Source organism: Streptomyces sp. NPDC017095, assembly GCF_044332325.1.
Taxonomy (GTDB): domain Bacteria; phylum Actinomycetota; class Actinomycetes; order Streptomycetales; family Streptomycetaceae; genus Streptomyces.
The window spans coordinates 226631-243017 of the sequence record NZ_JBIROU010000012.1 but is presented as its reverse complement, the minus strand read 5'-3'; the positions used below and the strand labels follow the sequence as shown (position 1 = coordinate 243017).

The 16387-nt window shown below is 74.8% G+C and carries 14 protein-coding genes; 5 read left to right on the top strand and 9 right to left on the bottom strand.

The genetic code is table 11. The annotated features are described in order from the left end of the window. A partial coding sequence (locus ACH4OA_RS24520; protein ID WP_397970930.1) for an SsgA family sporulation/cell division regulator occupies positions 1 to 351 on the bottom strand: 351 nt, incomplete at its 3' end. A 360-nt stretch (positions 352 to 711) separates the two neighbouring features. Between ACH4OA_RS24520 and ACH4OA_RS24515 the strand changes: the two genes are divergently transcribed. Then, on the top strand, positions 712 to 2136 hold the full coding sequence (locus ACH4OA_RS24515; protein WP_397970894.1) for a PP2C family protein-serine/threonine phosphatase: 1425 nt from the start codon (positions 712 to 714) through the stop codon (positions 2134 to 2136). Between the two features lie 63 nt (positions 2137 to 2199). Here ACH4OA_RS24515 and ACH4OA_RS24510 read toward each other — a convergent pair whose 3' ends face one another. Next, positions 2200 to 3696 (bottom strand): hypothetical protein, encoded by a 1497-nt coding sequence (locus tag ACH4OA_RS24510; RefSeq protein WP_365882626.1) that lies wholly within the window; start codon positions 3694 to 3696, stop codon positions 2200 to 2202. 331 nt (positions 3697 to 4027) lie between these two features. On the opposite strand from ACH4OA_RS24510, the gene ACH4OA_RS24505 reads away from it, so the two are divergent. Both ACH4OA_RS24505 and ACH4OA_RS24500 read left to right on the top strand, forming a co-directional pair. Continuing rightward, on the top strand, positions 4028 to 5170 hold the full coding sequence (locus tag ACH4OA_RS24505) for an aminoglycoside phosphotransferase family protein (protein WP_397937497.1): 1143 nt from the start codon (positions 4028 to 4030) through the stop codon (positions 5168 to 5170). Positions 5171 to 5432: 262 nt separating this feature from the next. Then, a complete protein-coding gene (locus ACH4OA_RS24500; protein WP_397970891.1) occupies positions 5433 to 7403 on the top strand; it encodes an N-acetylmuramoyl-L-alanine amidase in 1971 nt (656 codons plus the stop codon). 63 nt (positions 7404 to 7466) lie between these two features. Here the strand turns inward: ACH4OA_RS24500 and ACH4OA_RS24495 are convergent, their stop codons facing one another. From ACH4OA_RS24495 to ACH4OA_RS24470, 6 genes are all read right to left on the bottom strand, one after another. After that, on the bottom strand, positions 7467 to 7964 hold the full coding sequence (locus ACH4OA_RS24495; RefSeq protein WP_070026621.1) for a hypothetical protein: 498 nt from the start codon (positions 7962 to 7964) through the stop codon (positions 7467 to 7469). Positions 7965 to 8122: 158 nt separating this feature from the next. Then, a complete protein-coding gene (locus ACH4OA_RS24490; RefSeq protein ID WP_397970888.1) occupies positions 8123 to 9556 on the bottom strand; it encodes a tannase/feruloyl esterase family alpha/beta hydrolase in 1434 nt (477 codons plus the stop codon). A 204-nt stretch (positions 9557 to 9760) separates the two neighbouring features. After that, entirely contained in the window at positions 9761 to 10297 is a 537-nt protein-coding gene (locus ACH4OA_RS24485) for an isochorismatase family cysteine hydrolase (RefSeq protein WP_365884075.1), read from the bottom strand. 95 nt (positions 10298 to 10392) lie between these two features. Next, a complete protein-coding gene (locus tag ACH4OA_RS24480; RefSeq protein WP_397970885.1) occupies positions 10393 to 11310 on the bottom strand; it encodes a universal stress protein in 918 nt (305 codons plus the stop codon). 164 nt (positions 11311 to 11474) lie between these two features. Beyond that, positions 11475 to 11717: a DUF397 domain-containing protein gene (locus ACH4OA_RS24475; RefSeq protein ID WP_365941673.1), complete on the bottom strand. Its 243-nt coding sequence runs from the start codon at positions 11715 to 11717 to the stop codon at positions 11475 to 11477. Between the two features lie 389 nt (positions 11718 to 12106). Next, positions 12107 to 12946, bottom strand: coding sequence for an alpha/beta fold hydrolase (locus tag ACH4OA_RS24470; RefSeq protein WP_397970883.1), 840 nt, complete (start codon positions 12944 to 12946; stop codon positions 12107 to 12109). Positions 12947 to 13103: 157 nt separating this feature from the next. Between ACH4OA_RS24470 and paaK the strand changes: the two genes are divergently transcribed. Next, a complete protein-coding gene (gene paaK / locus ACH4OA_RS24465; RefSeq protein WP_397970880.1) occupies positions 13104 to 14411 on the top strand; it encodes a phenylacetate--CoA ligase PaaK in 1308 nt (435 codons plus the stop codon). A 58-nt stretch (positions 14412 to 14469) separates the two neighbouring features. Here paaK and ACH4OA_RS24460 read toward each other — a convergent pair whose 3' ends face one another. Continuing rightward, positions 14470 to 15702 (bottom strand): MFS transporter, encoded by a 1233-nt coding sequence (locus ACH4OA_RS24460; RefSeq protein ID WP_397970877.1) that lies wholly within the window; start codon positions 15700 to 15702, stop codon positions 14470 to 14472. 77 nt (positions 15703 to 15779) lie between these two features. Here ACH4OA_RS24460 and ACH4OA_RS24455 point away from each other — a divergent pair, with 77 nt between their 5' ends. Next, complete coding sequence (locus tag ACH4OA_RS24455) at positions 15780 to 16343, top strand: CGNR zinc finger domain-containing protein (protein ID WP_397970874.1); 564 nt, start codon at positions 15780 to 15782, stop codon at positions 16341 to 16343. Positions 16344 to 16387: the final 44 nt, after the last annotated feature.

Sequence of the window (16387 nt, the reverse complement as noted above, 5' to 3'; positions counted from 1 at the left end):
CGGGGGCCCGCGGGGGGGGGGGGCGCCGGCGGGGGGGGGGGGGGGGGCCCCCCCCCCCCCCCCGGGGGGGCGGGCGGGGGGGGGGGGGCGGGGGGGGGGGGGGGGGGGGCGCCCCCCCCCCCCCCCCCCCACGTCCCCGTGCCCGGCCGGGGCCTCCAGCCCCTCGTCGAGCAGGGAGCGCGCGAAGGTCCAGGTGACCTCCCGGCCGTGCAGGGCCGCCTCGGGCGGGAAGTCCAGGTACACCGCGAGCGGGTCGGCCGCGGTGTAGCGCAGCGTGGCGGGCACCGGGACCTCCTGGTCCCCGGCGGTGACGAGCCAGGCGTGGGCGAGCTGTTCGACACTGGTGTCCATGCCCTTAAGAGTCCGTACGGGCCGGTCGCATGCCGTCAATTCCGGTCAGAGTTCGGCAGGTACCGGCCGCTCTCCCGTACAGCGAAGCGAAGGAACGGACGCAGCAGCGTCGAACACCCGCTTGAACAGGGCCGAAGCGTCGGCCGTCTGCTTCAACTCACGTACCCGTCCTACGACTTGACCGGAGCGGCGCGTACGCCGTTGACCTGCGTCCACCCCTCCGGAAGGACTCTGGCATATGCCGGAAGCACCGCCGTATCGTGTGTTGCCGAATCCCTTACAGCGCGTCGCGGGCTGTGCCAGAGTCGTAGCCGGTCCCCGTCGTCCGCCGCCGAACCGTCCCCCCACCCGGAGTGCGTCATGCCGTCCCCAGTCTCCGCGGACCGCTCATCGGCCCAGCCGCCCGGACGCGGCTCGGTCGAAGCGCTGATCACGCAGACGCGGCGGCTCAAGGGCGACGTGAACGCCGTACGACGGGACACCCGCGGCGACGGAGCGGACCCGGAGGAACGCTGGCAGCGCGCCCTGTACGACCTCGCCCTGCACCAGCTCGACGACCTCCACGCCCACTTGGCCCAGCTCCGGGACGGTCCACCGCCCCCGCCGCCCGAGCCGGCCGGACCGTCCGCCGCCCGGCCCGCGCCCCCCGCTCCGGGCGGGTCGCTGCTCGGCCGCGTAGGCAGCGCCGAGTGGAACCTGCTGACGGACGCCGTCACCTGGTCCGGCGAGCTGTACCGGATCCTCGGCCTCGACCCGGCCCGCCCCGCCCTCACCCTGGACGAACTGCCCGGCCTGGTCGCCGAGGAGGACCGGCCGGCACTCACCGCGATGGTGACGGACTGCCTGGTCGACGCCAAGCCGATCGAAGGCGAGTTCCGCGTCGTACGGCCCGACGGCGCCGTGCGCACCGTCCACATGATGGGCGAACCCGTGCTCGGCGCCGACGGCGGCACGGCCTCCCTGTGGGCCGTGCTCCGTGACGTCAGCGAACTGCGCCGCAGCCAGCGGACGGTGTGCGAGACCCGTGACTCGCTGCACCGCCACCGGCGGGAGCGGACCGGGCACCGGATCGCGGCCGGGCCGCCAGAAGCCGTGCCACCGCCCCGGCCCGGCTCCCCGCGGCTCCCGCACGAGGGCCCGGCCGCCCTGGAGCTGGCCGCCCACCGGCTCCCGGCCGCGACCGCCACCCTGCTCGGCGAGGACTGGTACGACGCACTGGAACTGCCCGACGGCCAGACGCTGCTCGCCGTGGGCGGCCTCACCGGGCAGGACGTGGCCGCGGACGCCGGGACGGCGACGCTGCTCGGCGCCGTGCGCGGCATGGCGATGGCCGGCACGGAGCCCGGCCGTATGCTCGCGCTGCTCAACCGGCTGCTCGCCGCCACCGCGCAGCCCGTGCTCGGCAGCGCCGTCTGCTGCCGCTACCGGCCCGGGACCCGCACCCTGCTGTGGGCGCGGGCCGGACACCCCGCCCCGCTGCTCTACCGCGACGGGACGGGGCGCGTGCTGGACGCGCCGGACACCGCCCTCCTCGGCGCCGCCACCGGCACCGGCTACGGACAGTCCGCCGTCACCCTGCGCCCCGGCGACCTCCTCCTGCTGCACACCGACGGACTGCTCCCGGGCCACGACAGGACGGCGGCCGCGGACCGGCTGCTCGGCCTCGCGCCCCGGTTCGGCCCGGCGCCCACGGCGCAGGAGTGCGTGCGCGCGGTCGCCGAGGAGTTCGGCGCGGCCGGGCGCGAGGACGACGCGTGCGTCCTCGTCGCCAAGGTGACCGGGTGAGACGTCGCCAAGGTGACCGGGTGAGGCGGACCGGCCCGCCCGAGCGGACGGCGCACAGGTCCCCTACGCCTGTGCGCCGGCCCCGCCCGGCCTGGCCCGCTGCCTGGGCAGGGCCACTCTGATCTCCTCCCGCAGCCGGCGGATCCCGGGCGAGCCGGCGTACTCGGCGGTGAGCCGGTACATCTGCTCCAGCCGGTCCCAGGTGCGACGGGAGGAGTTGGAGCCCATGGACATCAGGGCCAGCCGCGCGTACCGGTCGGCCTGTTCGGGGTCGTCGGCGATGAAGCAGGCCGAGGCCATGGAGAGATGGTCGAAGATCTTCGATCGCTCCCGTCCGTCGACGCGCAGCGCGAGGGCCTTCTCGGCGTAGTGCCGGGCGGTCCCGGCCGCGCCGGGGTCGAACTCCGCGAGGGTGCGGTAGGCCAGTGCCTGCATGCCGTACAGATCCTCGTCCTTGAAGGTCTGCATCCAGTCCGGCTGCCGCGCGTCCTGTCGGTCGGCGACGAAGAGGTCCTCCGCCTGGCCGAGCGTCCGGCGCATCGCCTGGCCCCTGCCCATCGCCGCCTGCGCCCAGGCCTCGACGGTGTGGAACATCGCCTTGGTGCGCGGCTGGAGCCCGTCCCCGGAGCCGGACTGGGCCAGCTTCATCAGGTCCAGGGCCTCGTCCGGCCGGCCGAGGTGCACCATCTGCCGGGCCGCCCGGGACAGCGCCTCGCCCGCGCGCGGCCGGTCACCGCCCTCCCGGGCGGCGTGGGCGGCGATGACGAAGTACTTCTGCGCCGTGGGTTCCAGACCGACGTCGTGCGACATCCAGCCGGCCAGGGCGGCGAGGTTGGCGGCGACGCCCCACAGGCGCCGCTGGAGATGGGGTGGATGGTGGTAGGCGAGCATCCCGCCCACCTCGTTGAGCTGGCCCACCACCGCCTTGCGCTGCAGCCCGCCGCCGCGGGCCGCGTCCCAGGCGCGGAACACCCCGACCGAGTACTCCAGGGCCTCGATCTCCTGGATGCCGACGGGAGCCGCCTCGTACCGGTCGAACCCGGCCGGGTCGGCGTGCAGTGGGTCGTCGAGGACAGGGGCGTCGGCCTTCAGGGCCGGGTCGGTGTGCAGCCAGTCGTACATGGCGCTGCTGAGTGTGGATCCCGCGGCGAGCACGGCACCCGCGCCCACCAAGCCGCGTCGGTTGAGCATGAGGTCCATTCCCGTGAATTCGGTGAGGACCTCGGCGGTCCGTTCGGGCGCCCAGGGCACGCCGTCGGGATGTTCCTCGATCCCGTCGCCCTGCCGTTTCCCCGCACGCCCGTGCCGCACCAGACCGAGGTCCTCGATGGTCACGACACGGCCGAGACGCTCGGTGAACAGGGCCGCCAGCACCCGCGGCACGGGATCGCGCGGGATCTCTCCCCGGTCGATCCACCGCCGCACCCGGGAGGTGTCGGTCGCCAGCTGCGGGTGGCCCATGGCCGCCGCCTGCCGGTTGACCTGCCTCGCGAGTTCCCCCTTCGACCAGCCGGCCAGGCCGAACAGGTCCGCAAGGCGGGTGTTGGGTCGTCCGCTCACATCAAGCCCCCAGGTTCTCGGCTGAGTTGACAGTAGTGCCGCGGAGGTTGCCGGGCGACTATTCGCCAGGGTTCGCCAGGGTCCGCCAGATGGTGTGCCACCGCTCATCGGGTGTCAGGTAGGAAAGCGCCACCCCGACCCGGTCGCCACCTCCCCGTGACGGCCGTCCGGTCGCCATGACGGGCACACTCCCCAGGGTGTGCCCGGACGGCCGGGCCGGGTGGGCGCATGCTCCGCCACCGCGCTCACGGGGCACGCCCCCGCGGGCGGGAGTGCGGAGCGCGGACGTACAGGCAGGCACAGCAGGCACACGAAGGGATCTGTCTTTCCCATGTACGCAGCTTCGTCCTCCGTGTCCGCTCCGCCCCGGCCGTTGCGCTCCCGCCCCGCGGGAGGCGGGCCGTATCTCGACCCGGGGGCGCGTCCGGGCGGCCCGGTGGCGGGCGCGGGCCGGCTCCGGCGGGTTCCGGGCCAGCCCGGGGCGCAGCCGCTCAGCGGGCGGCTCGACCTGTCCGGTCCGCAGGGCGCCCAGTTACGCACCGCGCTCGCGGCGGTGCAGCGGATCTGTCCCGAGTTCGCCCCGGTGCAGGTCCTGCGGCGCAGCGGGCGGTCGGTCCTCCTGGTCGGGACGACGGGGCGCAGCACGGCGGTCGCCAAGTGTCTCCTGGACCACTCGCCCGCCTGGGTGGAGCGGAGCCGTCAGGAAATAGCGGCTTACCGCACGTTCGTCCGGCACCGGCCGCCGGTGCGGGTGCCGAGGCTGATCGCGGCGGACCCGGACAACTGCACGCTGGTGATCGAGCGTATGGCCGGCCGGCCGGTGGCGGTCCAGCGGCATCCGGTGGAGCCGCCGCCGCGCACGGACATCCGGGCGGCGCTCGGCGCGATCTGCCGGGTGAACGGCTGGCGGCCGCCGGCGGGCACGTTCGACATGCAGCTGGACTACGCGGCCCGGATCTCCCGGTACCACGAGCTGGGCCTGCTCACCGACCGGGACCTCGGCGACCTGCAGAAGCTGCTGCACGGCATCGCCCACGAGGTGGGCCGGCACGGCATGCTCCAGTTCTGCCACGGCGACGCCCTGCCGTCCAACATCCTGCTGTCCCCGGCCGGGCCGGTGCTGGTGGACTGGGAGCACGCGGGCTGGTATCTGCCGGGCTACGACCTGGCGACACTGTGGCTGGTCCTCGGGGACGCCGCTCCGGTGGCCCGGCGGCAGATCAGCCAGATCGCCCAGTCGGCGGGCCCCGCCTCCCGGGACGCCTTCCTGGTGAACCTGATGCTCCTGCTCACCCGGGAGATCCGCACGCTCGAGACGGCCCTGCAGCGCGCGCTGCACGACGCGGCCCCGGCGGCACCGGCCCACCCGGGTGCCGTGCCGTCCGGCGAGGAACAGCGGCTGCTGCTCCGGCGGTTGCACGACGACTGCCAGATGGCCCGCAGGGCCGTCCGCGCGGCGGTCGGCACGCGCTGACGGGGACGACTGCTCCGCGGTGTGCCCCGGGCGGCGGCACACCGCGGGTCTCCGGCACAGGCCGGGCACCGACGCCACTGGTGTACGCCGGTGACGCCCCGCAGGCCCGGCCGCCGTCGCCGCGAAACCCGCCGTGACCCCTCCGCGACGTGGGACATCCCCTCCCTGACGGCATCATTGACGGATCGTCGGCCAGCCGGTAGCACTGACCCAGCCCGGCGCCGTACGCCCCGCCACGCTCCGCCCGTCACAGGAGGCCGCATTGCGAGGATCCGCCAACGACCCCTCATCCACGACCGGTTCCGGGCGTCCACGGCGGACCGCCGTCCCGCTCGCCTCCGCGGCCCTGCTGCTGCCCCTGCTCGCCGCGGCCCCGGCCCAGCCCGCCCCGGACCCTTCCGGGCACGGTCTCCAGCAGGCGTTCACCGACGCGGCGGCCGCCTACCACGTGCCGCGCGGCGTGCTGCTGGCCGTCTCCTACCTCCAGTCCCGCTGGGACGGCCACGCCGGCGCGCCGAGCGTGACCGGCGGCTACGGCCCGATGCATCTCACCGACGCCCGGACCGCGCTCGCCACCGCGGAGCACTTCGCCGACGGCACGGAGGACGCCCGGGGCGACACCGCACGCGCCGCATGGCGTCCCACGGCCGGGACGCCGGCCCCGCTGGAGTTCCCGGCCCGGCTGCGGACGCTGCCGAAGGCGGCGGAACTGACCGGCATCCCGGCCGGGAGGCTGCGCACCGACCCGGCGGCGAACGTGGCCGGCGGCGCCGCTCTGCTCGCCGCCGCGCAGCGGGAGCTGGGCGAGCCGGCGAGCACGGACCCGGCCGACTGGTACGGCGCGGTGGCCCGGTTCTCCGGCGCGGACGACACCGCGACCGCCGCGGCGTACGCCGACGACGTGTACGACGTGCTGCGCACCGGCGAGGAGCGGGTGACGGACGACGGCGAGCTGGTGACCCTGGCCGCGCGCCCGGGGCTGACCGCCGACACCGCCCAGCTGGGGCGGGCCGGCCTGCGCACGCTGTCCCGGGACGGCACCGAGTGCCCGAGGTCGGTGTCCTGCGAGTCGGTCCCGGCGCCGTACGCGGAGTTCGGCGGCGACGACTACGGCAACCACGACCTCGGCGACCGTCCGGCGTCCCAGCGCATCAAGTACCTCGTCATCCATGACACGGAGGGCACCTGGGACGGGGTCCTGAACCTCGTCCAGGACCCCACCTATGTGTCGTGGAACTACACGATCCGCTCCACCGACGGGTTGATCGCCCAGCATGTCCAGGCGAAGGATGTGGCCTGGCACGCGGGCAACTGGGACGTCAACGCCCGCTCCATCGGCATCGAGCACGAGGGTTTCCTCGCCGCTCCGGACGCCTGGTACACGGAGGCGATGTACCGCTCCTCGGCGCGGCTCGTGCGGTATCTCGCCCGGACCTACGGCATCCCGCTGGACCGCCAGCACATCCTGGGCCATGACAACGTGCCCGGACCGACCGCCTCCACGGTCCCGGGGATGCACACGGACCCGGGCCCGTACTGGGACTGGCGGCACTACTTCCGGCTGCTGGGCCATCCCTTCACGCGCACGGCCGGCAAGCACTCCGGGGTGGTGACGGTGCTGCCGGACTACGCCGCCAACCAGCCCGTCTACACCGGCTGCACGGCCAAGGGCGAGCCCTGCGCGCCCCACGGCTCCGGTGAGGTCCGGCTGTACACCGACCACGACGAGTCCGCGCCGCTGGTGAAGGACATCGGTCTGAAGACGGACCCGACCACCGGCGTCAACGACCTGTCCTCGCGGGTCTCCACCGGCCAGCAGTACGCGGTCGCGGACCGCTGGGGCGACTGGACGGCCATCTGGTACCTCGGGCAGAAGGCGTGGTTCCGCAACCCCGGCGAGAACCCGGCGGCGGTGCCCGCGCGCGGCCTCGTGGTGACACCGCGGGACGGCCTGGCGAGCGTCCCGGTGTACGGCCGTGCCTATCCGGAGAAGGCGGCGTACCCGGCGGAGGTCCCCGCCCAGTCGGTGGTGCCGCTGCCCTACACGGTCCCGGCCGGGCAGAAGTACGTGGTGGGCGACGAGCTGCCGGGCGAGTACTACTACGCGGTCACCTTCACGCCCGAGTCGCACCGGGTCGTGGTGGGCGAGGACCGGTACTACGAGATCCAGTACGGCCACCGGGTGGCGTTCGTGCGGGCCGCGGACGTGACGGTCGAGCGCGCGGCCCGCTGACCGGACGGCGGTGGCCGGGTCCCGCCGGACCCCGGCCCCGCCGGGTCTCGGCCCTGATGGGTCTCAGCCCTGCTGGAAGAGCTCCGCCGGGAGCGGCTTCAGCAGGGCGTACAGGTCGTCGGTGATGGGGCGGTCCCAGGCGGCGATGGTCACGAGGACGCCGTCGCTGCGGTCGAACTGGACGCAGGAGATCCGGCTCTCGGAGAGCTTCAGCCGCCGCACGATGAGCAGGTTGTCGCCCTGGAGCACCGGGGTGTCCTCGGTGCCGACGACGGTGACCTCCTCGTCGTTCTCCAGCGCCAGCAGCAGCTGGCCCACCTCGAAGGGGATCTCGCCCTCGGCGACCTCGCGGGCCGGGGAGCCCTCCGGGAGGTTGCCGATGATCATGGCGGGGCCGCGTCCGCCGAACAGGTCGTACCGCAGGAAGACGCCCTGGCAGGTGCCGTCCGGGGCGGGCAGCAGACCCGCGCCGAGGTTGCCCGGCCAGTCGCCCGGGTCCATGGCCAGCACGTCGAAGTCGGGTCCGGCGGGGGTCGCGCTGCGGCGGCGGAGGAACGACATGCGGCCATGGTACGTGTCCGTGCCGCGGTGGGTGAGCCGTGGGCTTCCGAAGATCGACCGGGGTCCGCCCGGCCCTCCCGGCGTCGCCGGGAGGGCGGCCGGGCGGCAAATCGCCAGGGGCCCCTCGTGTGGATCAGGCCGGATCCCGGGGAAAGACGCTAGCCCAGCGGGCAGTGGGTGAGCAGGGTGGCCGGGTCGGCGCCGGGCGGCCGGGGGACGGTGTGGCCGGCGGGCGGGGGCTCCCCCGCGCCGATCCAGCGTTCCAGGGCCGTGAACGCGGAGCGGTGGCAGGGCACCATCGGGCGCAGCCGGCCGGGGAAGGCGTCGGCCAGGGAGTCGGTGTGGGTGCCGTCCTCGATGCGGTAGTAGCGCAGCAGGGCGCCGCGGCCGGCCTCGTGGACCATGCGGGCGTAGACGTCGGAGTCCTGGCTGATCGGCAGCAGCACGTCCAGCGTGCCCTGGAGGGTGATCAGGGGCTTGCCGATGCGTCCGGTCAGGGCGATGCGGCCGACCGCGCGGTGGACTGCGGCGGGCCGGGACGCGTAGTCGTAGTCGGCGTCGCAGGTGGGTGTGCCCGGGGCGCAGTACGGCGTGCCGGCCTCGGTGTCCCCGTCGTAGCCGGGGTCGACTTCCTCGCGGTAGATGCGCTGGGTGAGGTCCCAGTAGACCTGGTGGTGGTACGGCCACAGGAACTCGGAGCCGGCCGGGAAACCGGCCCGGTGCAGTGCCGCCGCGGCCTCGGCCGACCCCGGTCCGCCGGCGGCGTAGGCCGGGTAGTGGCGCAGGGCGACGGGCAGGGAGGTGAGCGGGTTGGGGCCGGCGGAGCGCCAGAGGGTGCCCTCCCAGTCCACTCCGCCGTCGTACAGCTCGGGGTGGCGCTCCAGTTGCCAGCGCACCAGGTAGCCGCCGTTGGACAGGCCGGTGACGAGGGTGCGGGCCGGCGGGCGGCGGTAGCGCTGGGTGACGACCGCGCGGGCGGCCCGGGTGAGCTGGGTGAGGCGGGTGTTCCATTCGGCGATGGCGTCGCCGGGCCGGCGGCCGTCGCGGAAGAAGGCCGGGCCGGTGTTGCCCTTGTCGGTGGCGGCGTACGCGTAGCCGCGGTCGAGCACCCAGTCGGAGATGGCCCGGTCGTTGGCGTACTGCTCACGGATGCCCGGGGTGCCGGCGACCACGAGGCCGCCGTTCCAGTGGTCGGGCAGGCGGATGACGAACTGGGAGTCGTGCCGCCAGCCGTGGTTGGTGTTGGTGGCGGAGGTGTCCGGGAAGTAGCCGTCGAGCTGGATGCCGGGGACGCCCGTGGGCGTGGGCAGGTCCCTGGGGGTCAGGCCCGCGTAGTCGGCGGGGTCGGTGTGGCCGGAGGCGACGGTCCCGGCGGTGGTCAGCTCGTCCAGGCAGTCGGCCTGCCGTCGGGCGGCGCCGGGCACGTCCAGCCGGGCGAGGCCGGCGCAGTGGGCGTCCGCGGTGGCCGGTCCCTCGGGGGTCGCGGGGGCCGCGGTGGCCGGGGTGGTCAGGAGTGCGCAGACGGTGACGAGCGCGAGCGCGCCCGGCGTGGTGCGCCGGGCGCGGTGGTGTTCTGTTCGGTGCGGGGGCATACCGTTCCTCCGGCGGGTCTGGGGACGCGCTGGAGGCTAGAGGCGGTGTGGCGGTCGCGGACATGTGCGGGGCCACCATGATGACGGCCCGTTCCAGGGTGCCGGACACCATGGCGACCGGATGACGATCGGCCGTGAGACTCCGGGTGGCGGCGGGCGCCGACGCGTTCAGGATGGTCGTCCAGGAGCGTCGGGCGCGAGCTGTCACGCCCAGAGGTCCTGGCTCTCGCACACGTGGGCGCCCATGTTCCGCTCCATCATCCGCAGTGCCGCGTCGGCGAGGTCCCCGTGGATGTGTGCGACGGCGTCCCGGGGAACCGTCACGTCGTAGTGCCGGATGTGGGCGTCGAGAGCCGAGTAGAGCACACACTGTTCGGTCACCTGTCCGGTCAGCACGAGCCGTTCGATGCCGTGCTGTTGCAGCAGGTAGTGCAGCGGTGTCTCGAAGAAGATCGAGTGGCGGGCCTTGAGCACGAACAGGGAGTCGCTGTCGGGTTTCAGCGGGTCGACGAGGTCGGCGTGCGGGCTCGCCAGGGCGTGTTCGAGGACCTCACCATGGTGTGAGCGCCATTCGCCGAAGTTGTCGTTGACATAGACGACCGGCACGGAATGACGCCGCGCACGCTCCAGCAGGTCGGCCAGGACGGGTACGACCGACTCCGCCGACGGGAGGAGTTGCTCGGCGTCCTTGTGGTCGTACGTGTTGATCATGTCGATGACGATCAGCGCAGTCTTGCTCATTTCTTCAGAGTTCCACCGATCCGCGAGAGGTACCGTCCGACGTGGCGCCGGTTGGCAGCGGGGGCGCCGCGGCCGTCACTCCCCCGGTGGGGCCGTCACTCCTGTGGTGGGGCCGGGGGCACGACCGCGACCGGGCTCGCCGCGTGCAGCAGGACCGCCTGGGTGACCGAGCCCATCATGCGGGCCGGGGCGAGCAGCCGCCGCCGGTGCCGGCCGACGACGACGAGGTCGGCGTCCCCGGAGGCGGCGACCAGCCGGCCGGCCGCGTCGCCGGGCAGCGCCTCGGCGTCGGCGCGGACCTCCGGGTGCCGCTCGCGGTGGGGGGCGAGAAAGCCCTCGGCGAGGGTCCGGATCTCGTGCGCGACCGCCTCCTGGTCGACCAGGGGCGGCACCGGCTGGCCGGGCGCGGACCAGGTAGGTACCGGCCACGGGTAGGCAGCGATCACCTGGAGCCGGGCGGCGCGTCCGGCGGCCTCGGCGAAGGCGAAGGCGAGCACGCCGTCGTCGGGGCTTTCGGCGTGCAGGCCGACGACGACCCGGGGCCCGGGCCCGGCGGTCGTCTCCCCGTGCACCTCGCGGCCGGGCGGCGGTACGACGACCACCGGGCAGGCGGCGTCCCGGGCGACGGCGAGGCCGTTGGAGCCCAGCAGCAGACTGGCGAACCCGCCGCGGCCCCGCGATCCGAGCACCAACAGCTCGGCTTCCCGGCCCAGTTCGGGCAGGACGGCGCCGGGGACGCCCGCCAGGGCGACGTATTCCGCGGCCGGCTCCCCGGCCCCTTCCCCGGTGCCGTTCCCGAGCCGGGCGCGCACCTCGTCGAGCACCGGATCACCCTCCGCCTCGGGCGGCGGTCCGGCGACCAGCACATCGGACTGGCCCCAGGCCGCGTACTGCCGCACGTGCACCACGCGCAGCGGTGCCCGGCGACGGCGGGCGGCGTCCAGCGCCCAGTCCAGGGCGCGCAGACTGTCCGCGGACCCGTCGACCGCGGCGATGACCGGTGCAGCGCTCATGCTTCCTCACCTCCGGAGCGGGGACTTCCCCGTGCTGGGGCCAGCCTCGCTCAGGTCCGGCTCCCGCCGGGCGCCGCCGGGCGCGTGTCCGGAAATCCGCCGGGAACACACCCCGGTTCAGGTGAGGGACGGCCAGGGTCCCGGGCGGGGGCGCGGCGGGCGGCTCAGGTGAGGTCGAACTCGCCTTCCCGGGCGCCGGAGACGAAGGCGCCCCACTCGGCGGGCGTGAAGATCAGGGAGGCGCTCTCCGGCCGGCGGCCGTTGCGCATCGCGATGAAGCCCTCGACGAAGGCGATCTGGACATCGCCCAGCCCTCGGCTGCTGGACTGCCACTCGGCCTTGCTGAGATCCAGCTCCGGCTTGTCCCAGCCCGCGAGCCGCTGCTGCTGGGTGGTGCTCTCGGCCACGTCCGTGCTCCTCCCGGTTCGTCGTCCGCGGGCCAGCCTAGCGACCGGTCGCTACGGCCGACAGGGCACGTGGGCGCGGTCTTTCCGGCGGTCCGGCGGGACGTGCGCGGCCGGTCCGCCCGCGTCCCGTCACGCGGACCCCCGCCCCGGCGGCCCGCGCCCGCCTCCCGAGGGCGCCGCATACCGGCTGCCACGGATCGCGGGGCCGGTGAGCGGCACCGGTCCGGGGCCTGCTGCCCGGCCGTTCCCGGCGGAGGCCCGTTCCCGGCGGAGGGCCGTTCCCGTCAGGGGCCCGTTCCCGTCAGGGGCCCGTTCCCGTCAGGGGCCCGTTCCCGTCAGGGGCCCGTTCCCGTCAGGGGCCCGTTCCCGTCGGACTGCGGCGGGACCGCTCAGGCGGGGTTCAGGAAGGCGAGTGTCCGGTGGCGGAACGTTTCCGGGTCGTCCAGCCAGGGGTAGTGGGCGGCGCCGGACTGGACGGTCCACTCGGCGTGCGGGAAGGCGCGGGCGGTGCGGCGGGCGAGGTCCGGGCACGGGCCGCCGTCGAGGGCGCCCGCGTACACGAGGACCGGCGCGGGCAGGGCGGCGAGGGCGGCCCGGGTCTCGCGCGGGGTGAAGGCGCCCTCGGCGAAGTAGCGCTCGCCCGCCTCCTCGTTGGTCTGGCCGACCTCGGCGGCGGTGTGGGCCCGGGCGGTGTCGTCCCAGCGGCCGTGGAAGAACGGCAGGAACACGTCGTCGAAGTCCGCCCGTCCGGCGAGCCAGGCCCGGAAGGCCGGGAACGCGTCCGCGAACCACGGCTCGTGCGCGCGCAGCCGGGCCGCGGCCAGCCGCTCCTCGGGCGTGGCCCGCAGGCCCAGTGCGGACGGTTTGGGAGTGATCAGCAGCAGCCGGCGTATCCGGTGCGGGTGGCGGGCCGCGTAGAGCATCGCCAGGGCGGCACCCGCCGAGTGGGCGAGCAGATCCATGTGTTCCAGACCCATGTGGTCCCGCCATACCTCCACGTCCTCGACCATCCGGTCGCAGCGGTAGGTGTCCGGGTCCGCCGGCACCGCCGAGTCACCGGTGCCCCGCAGGTCGAGCAGGGCCAGGCGGCGGTGCGCGGTGAGGCCGCCGAGGTCCCCGAGGTAGGCGGAGGCCCGCAGGGGGCCGCCGGGCAGCACGGCGAGCGGCTCGCCCGTGCCGCGCAGGTGGTAGGCCAGCCGGGTCCCGTCGGCCGCGGTGAAGGTGGGCATGCGGTGATCCTTCCGGCGCCCCCGGCCGCTCGCAACGTGTTCCGCCGGAAATCCCGCCCGCCTCTTGCCCGGAGGCGCGACCGCCTGCGTTACTGACCCCAGCACGGACCGAATGATCGGTCGCCCGGTATGTACGGATGGTGAGGGAGGCGTCGCGATGGCGGAGGTGGCGGACCTGCTCGACGCGGGCGAACGGCTCGGGGCGGACGAGCTGCGGGCGGTGCAGCTGGAGCGGCTGCGGGCCTCGCTGCGGCACGCCTACGAGCACGTGCCGTTCTACCGGGACTCCTTCGACCGGGCCGGGGTCCGCCCGGAGGACTGCCGTACGCTCGCCGATCTGGCCCGCTTCCCCTTCACCGGCAAGGCCGACCTGCGGGCGAACTACCCGTACGGCATGTTCGCCGTGCCCCGGGAGAGGATCCGCCGGCTGCACGCCTCCAGCGGCACCACCGGGCAGCCCACGGTGGTCGGGTACACGGACCGCGACCTCTCCCTGTGGGCCGACCTGGTGGCCCGGTCGATCCGGGCGGCCAGCGGCCGGCCCGGCGACATCGTCCATGTGGCGTACGGCTATGGCCTGTTCACCGGTGGCCTGGGCGCCCACTATGGCGCCGAACGCCTGGGCTGTACGGTCATCCCGGCGTCCGGCGGGATGACGGCCCGGCAGGTGCGGCTGATCCTGGATCTGGAGCCGTCCGTCATCATGGTGACCCCGTCCTACATGCTCACGCTGCTGGACGAGTTCGAGCGGCAGGGCGTGGATCCTCGGGCCACCTCGCTGCGGGTCGGTGTCTTCGGCGCCGAGCCGTGGACCGAGGCGATGCGGCGGGAGATCGAGGAGCGGTGCGGGATCGACGCCCTCGACATCTACGGGCTGTCGGAGGTGATGGGTCCCGGTGTCGCCCAGGAGTGCGCGGAGACGAAGGACGGCCTCCATGTGTGGGAGGACCACTTCTACCCGGAGGTGGTGGACCCGGTCACGGGCGAGGTGCTGCCGGAGGGTGAGCGGGGCGAGCTGGTCTTCACCTCGCTGACCAAGGAGGCCATGCCGGTCATCCGGTACCGGACGCGGGACCTGACCCGGCTGCTGCCGGGCACGGCACGGGCGTTCCGGCGGATGGAGAGGATCACCGGACGCAGCGACGACATGGTGATCCTGCGCGGGGTCAACCTCTTCCCGACCCAGATCGAGGAGATCGTGCTGCGCACGCCCGGAGTGGCGCCGCACTTCCAGCTGCGCCTGACCCGGCAGGGCCGCCTCGACGCGCTGACGGTCCGCGCCGAGGCCCGCCCGGACGCGCCGCCGCAGGTACGGGAGGCGGCGGCCCGGACCATCGTCGCGGCGGTCAAGGACGGCATCGGGGTGTCGGTGGACGTGGAGATCGTGGAGCCCGAGTCGCTGGAGCGTTCGGTGGGCAAGATCCGCCGCATCGTGGACCTGCGGCAGCGGGCGACGGAAGGGTAGGCGCACGCGCCAGAGCGCGCGGCGCCCCCGCTCCCCCGCCCGTCCCGCCGGGCACCGCTCAGGGCACCCGGCTCGGTGGCACCGGGGCCGCGGCCGGTGCGGCCGACGCCCGGGGTCTGGTCAGATGCCGGGCGAGGGCCAGGACGGCGCCGAGGGCGACCAGCGTCGCCACGCCCGGCCAGCCGAACCGGCCGTACGCCCGGACCCCGAGCCAGGACCCGGCGCTGCCGCCGAGGAACGCGCAGGTCATATAGGCGGTGTTGACGCGGGCCCGCGCGTCGGGGCGCAGCGCGAAGTTGCGGGCCTGGTTGGCGACCTGGCCGCTCTGCACGGCCACGTCCAGGAGCAGCATGCCGCCGGCCAGGACGACCAGTCCGGCGGTGCCGCCCATGCCGCCGAGGACCAGCGCTCCGGCCGAGCCGATCACCCCGAGCAGGCACCACAGGCTCACCGCGTCCGGTCCCCGCCGGTCCGCCGCGCGTCCGGCGAGCGGTGTGCAGAACATGCTCGCGGCACCCACCAGTCCGAGCACACCCACGGTCTGGGCACCCATGCCGTACACCGTTCCGGTCACCAGCAGGGTGAGCGCGGTCCAGGCGGCGCTGAAGCCGCCGAAGACGGCCGCCTGGTAGAGGCAGGAGCGCCGTAGAGCGGGTTCCTCGCGCAGCAGCCGCAGCGGGGCGGATATCAGGCGTGGATACGGCTCCCGGGAGGAAGGTGTGGTGTCCGGCACCACCCGGGTGAGCAGCGCCGCCAGGCCGAGCAGCAGTGCGGCGGCGACGAGGTAGGGGGCGCGCCAGCCCAGCCACTGGCCGAGGGTGCCGCTGAAGGTGCGGGCGAGCAGGATGCCGCCGATGAGCCCGCTGAGCAGCGTGCCGGTGACGGCGCCGCGCCGTGCGGCGGGGACGAGTCCGGCGGCCATCGGGATGATGATCTGTGGGACGACCGTGGTGACGCCGGTGAGCGCGCTGGCGGCGATCAGGACGGGCAGGGCCGGCGCGGCACCGGCGGCGAGCAGGCCGGCCGCGGTCAGCGCGAGCAGGGTGACGATCAGCCGGCGGTGCGGCAGCCGGTCGCCGAGCGGCACCAGCAGGAAGATGCCGCCCGCGTAGCCGAACTGGGCCGCGGTCACGACGAGGGCCGCGTCGCCGGCCGGGACGCGCAGGTCGGCGGCGATCAGCGAACTGATCGCCTGCGGGAAGTAGATGGTGGCGACACTCACTCCGCAGGCGAGTGCCAGCACCAGGATCACCCGGCGGGGCGGGGCCGGCGGTTCGGGGGACGCGGACACACGGACACCTCTCCGGGAACCGGTTTGAGCGGTTCCCGAACGGTACCAGTCAAACCGGTTCCCGGTAGGCTGCGAAGGTGTCGACGACCATCCGCTTCCGCCAGGGCGCCGGACGCCTGTGCCTGGACTTCGCCCGGACCCTGCGCTACCGGGGCACGGACGGGGCCGTGGAGGAGCTGCCCGACGCCGAGGCCTTGGCGGCCTGGGTGCGGCAGTGCGGCCCCTGTCCCGCCGGGCCCGGTGACGCCACGCCCGGTCTGGTGCCGGAGGCGCAGGAACTGCGCGAGGCGGTGCACCGGCTGATCGGCGCCGCCCGCACCGGCCGGACACCGGACGCCCGGACCCGCGCCCTGGTCAACGCGGCCGCGGCCCGTCCCGTGCCCGTGCCCGCGCTCACCGCTTCCGGCCGGCTGACCTGGCACACCGGCGACCCGGTGCGCGCCACGCTGGCCCTCGTCGCCCGGGACGCGCTGGACCTGGTCGCCTCGCCGGCCGTGGACCGGGTGCGCGACTGCGCCGCGGCGGCGTGCGGAGCGCTCTTCCTCGACACCTCCCGCCCGGGCACCCGGCGCTGGTGCTCCATGGACACCTGCGGCAACCGGGCGAAGAAGGCGGCGCTGCGCCAGCGGACCACCGGGTGACCGCGCCCGGCCACTCCTGACCGCACCTGACCGCAGCACCGTAT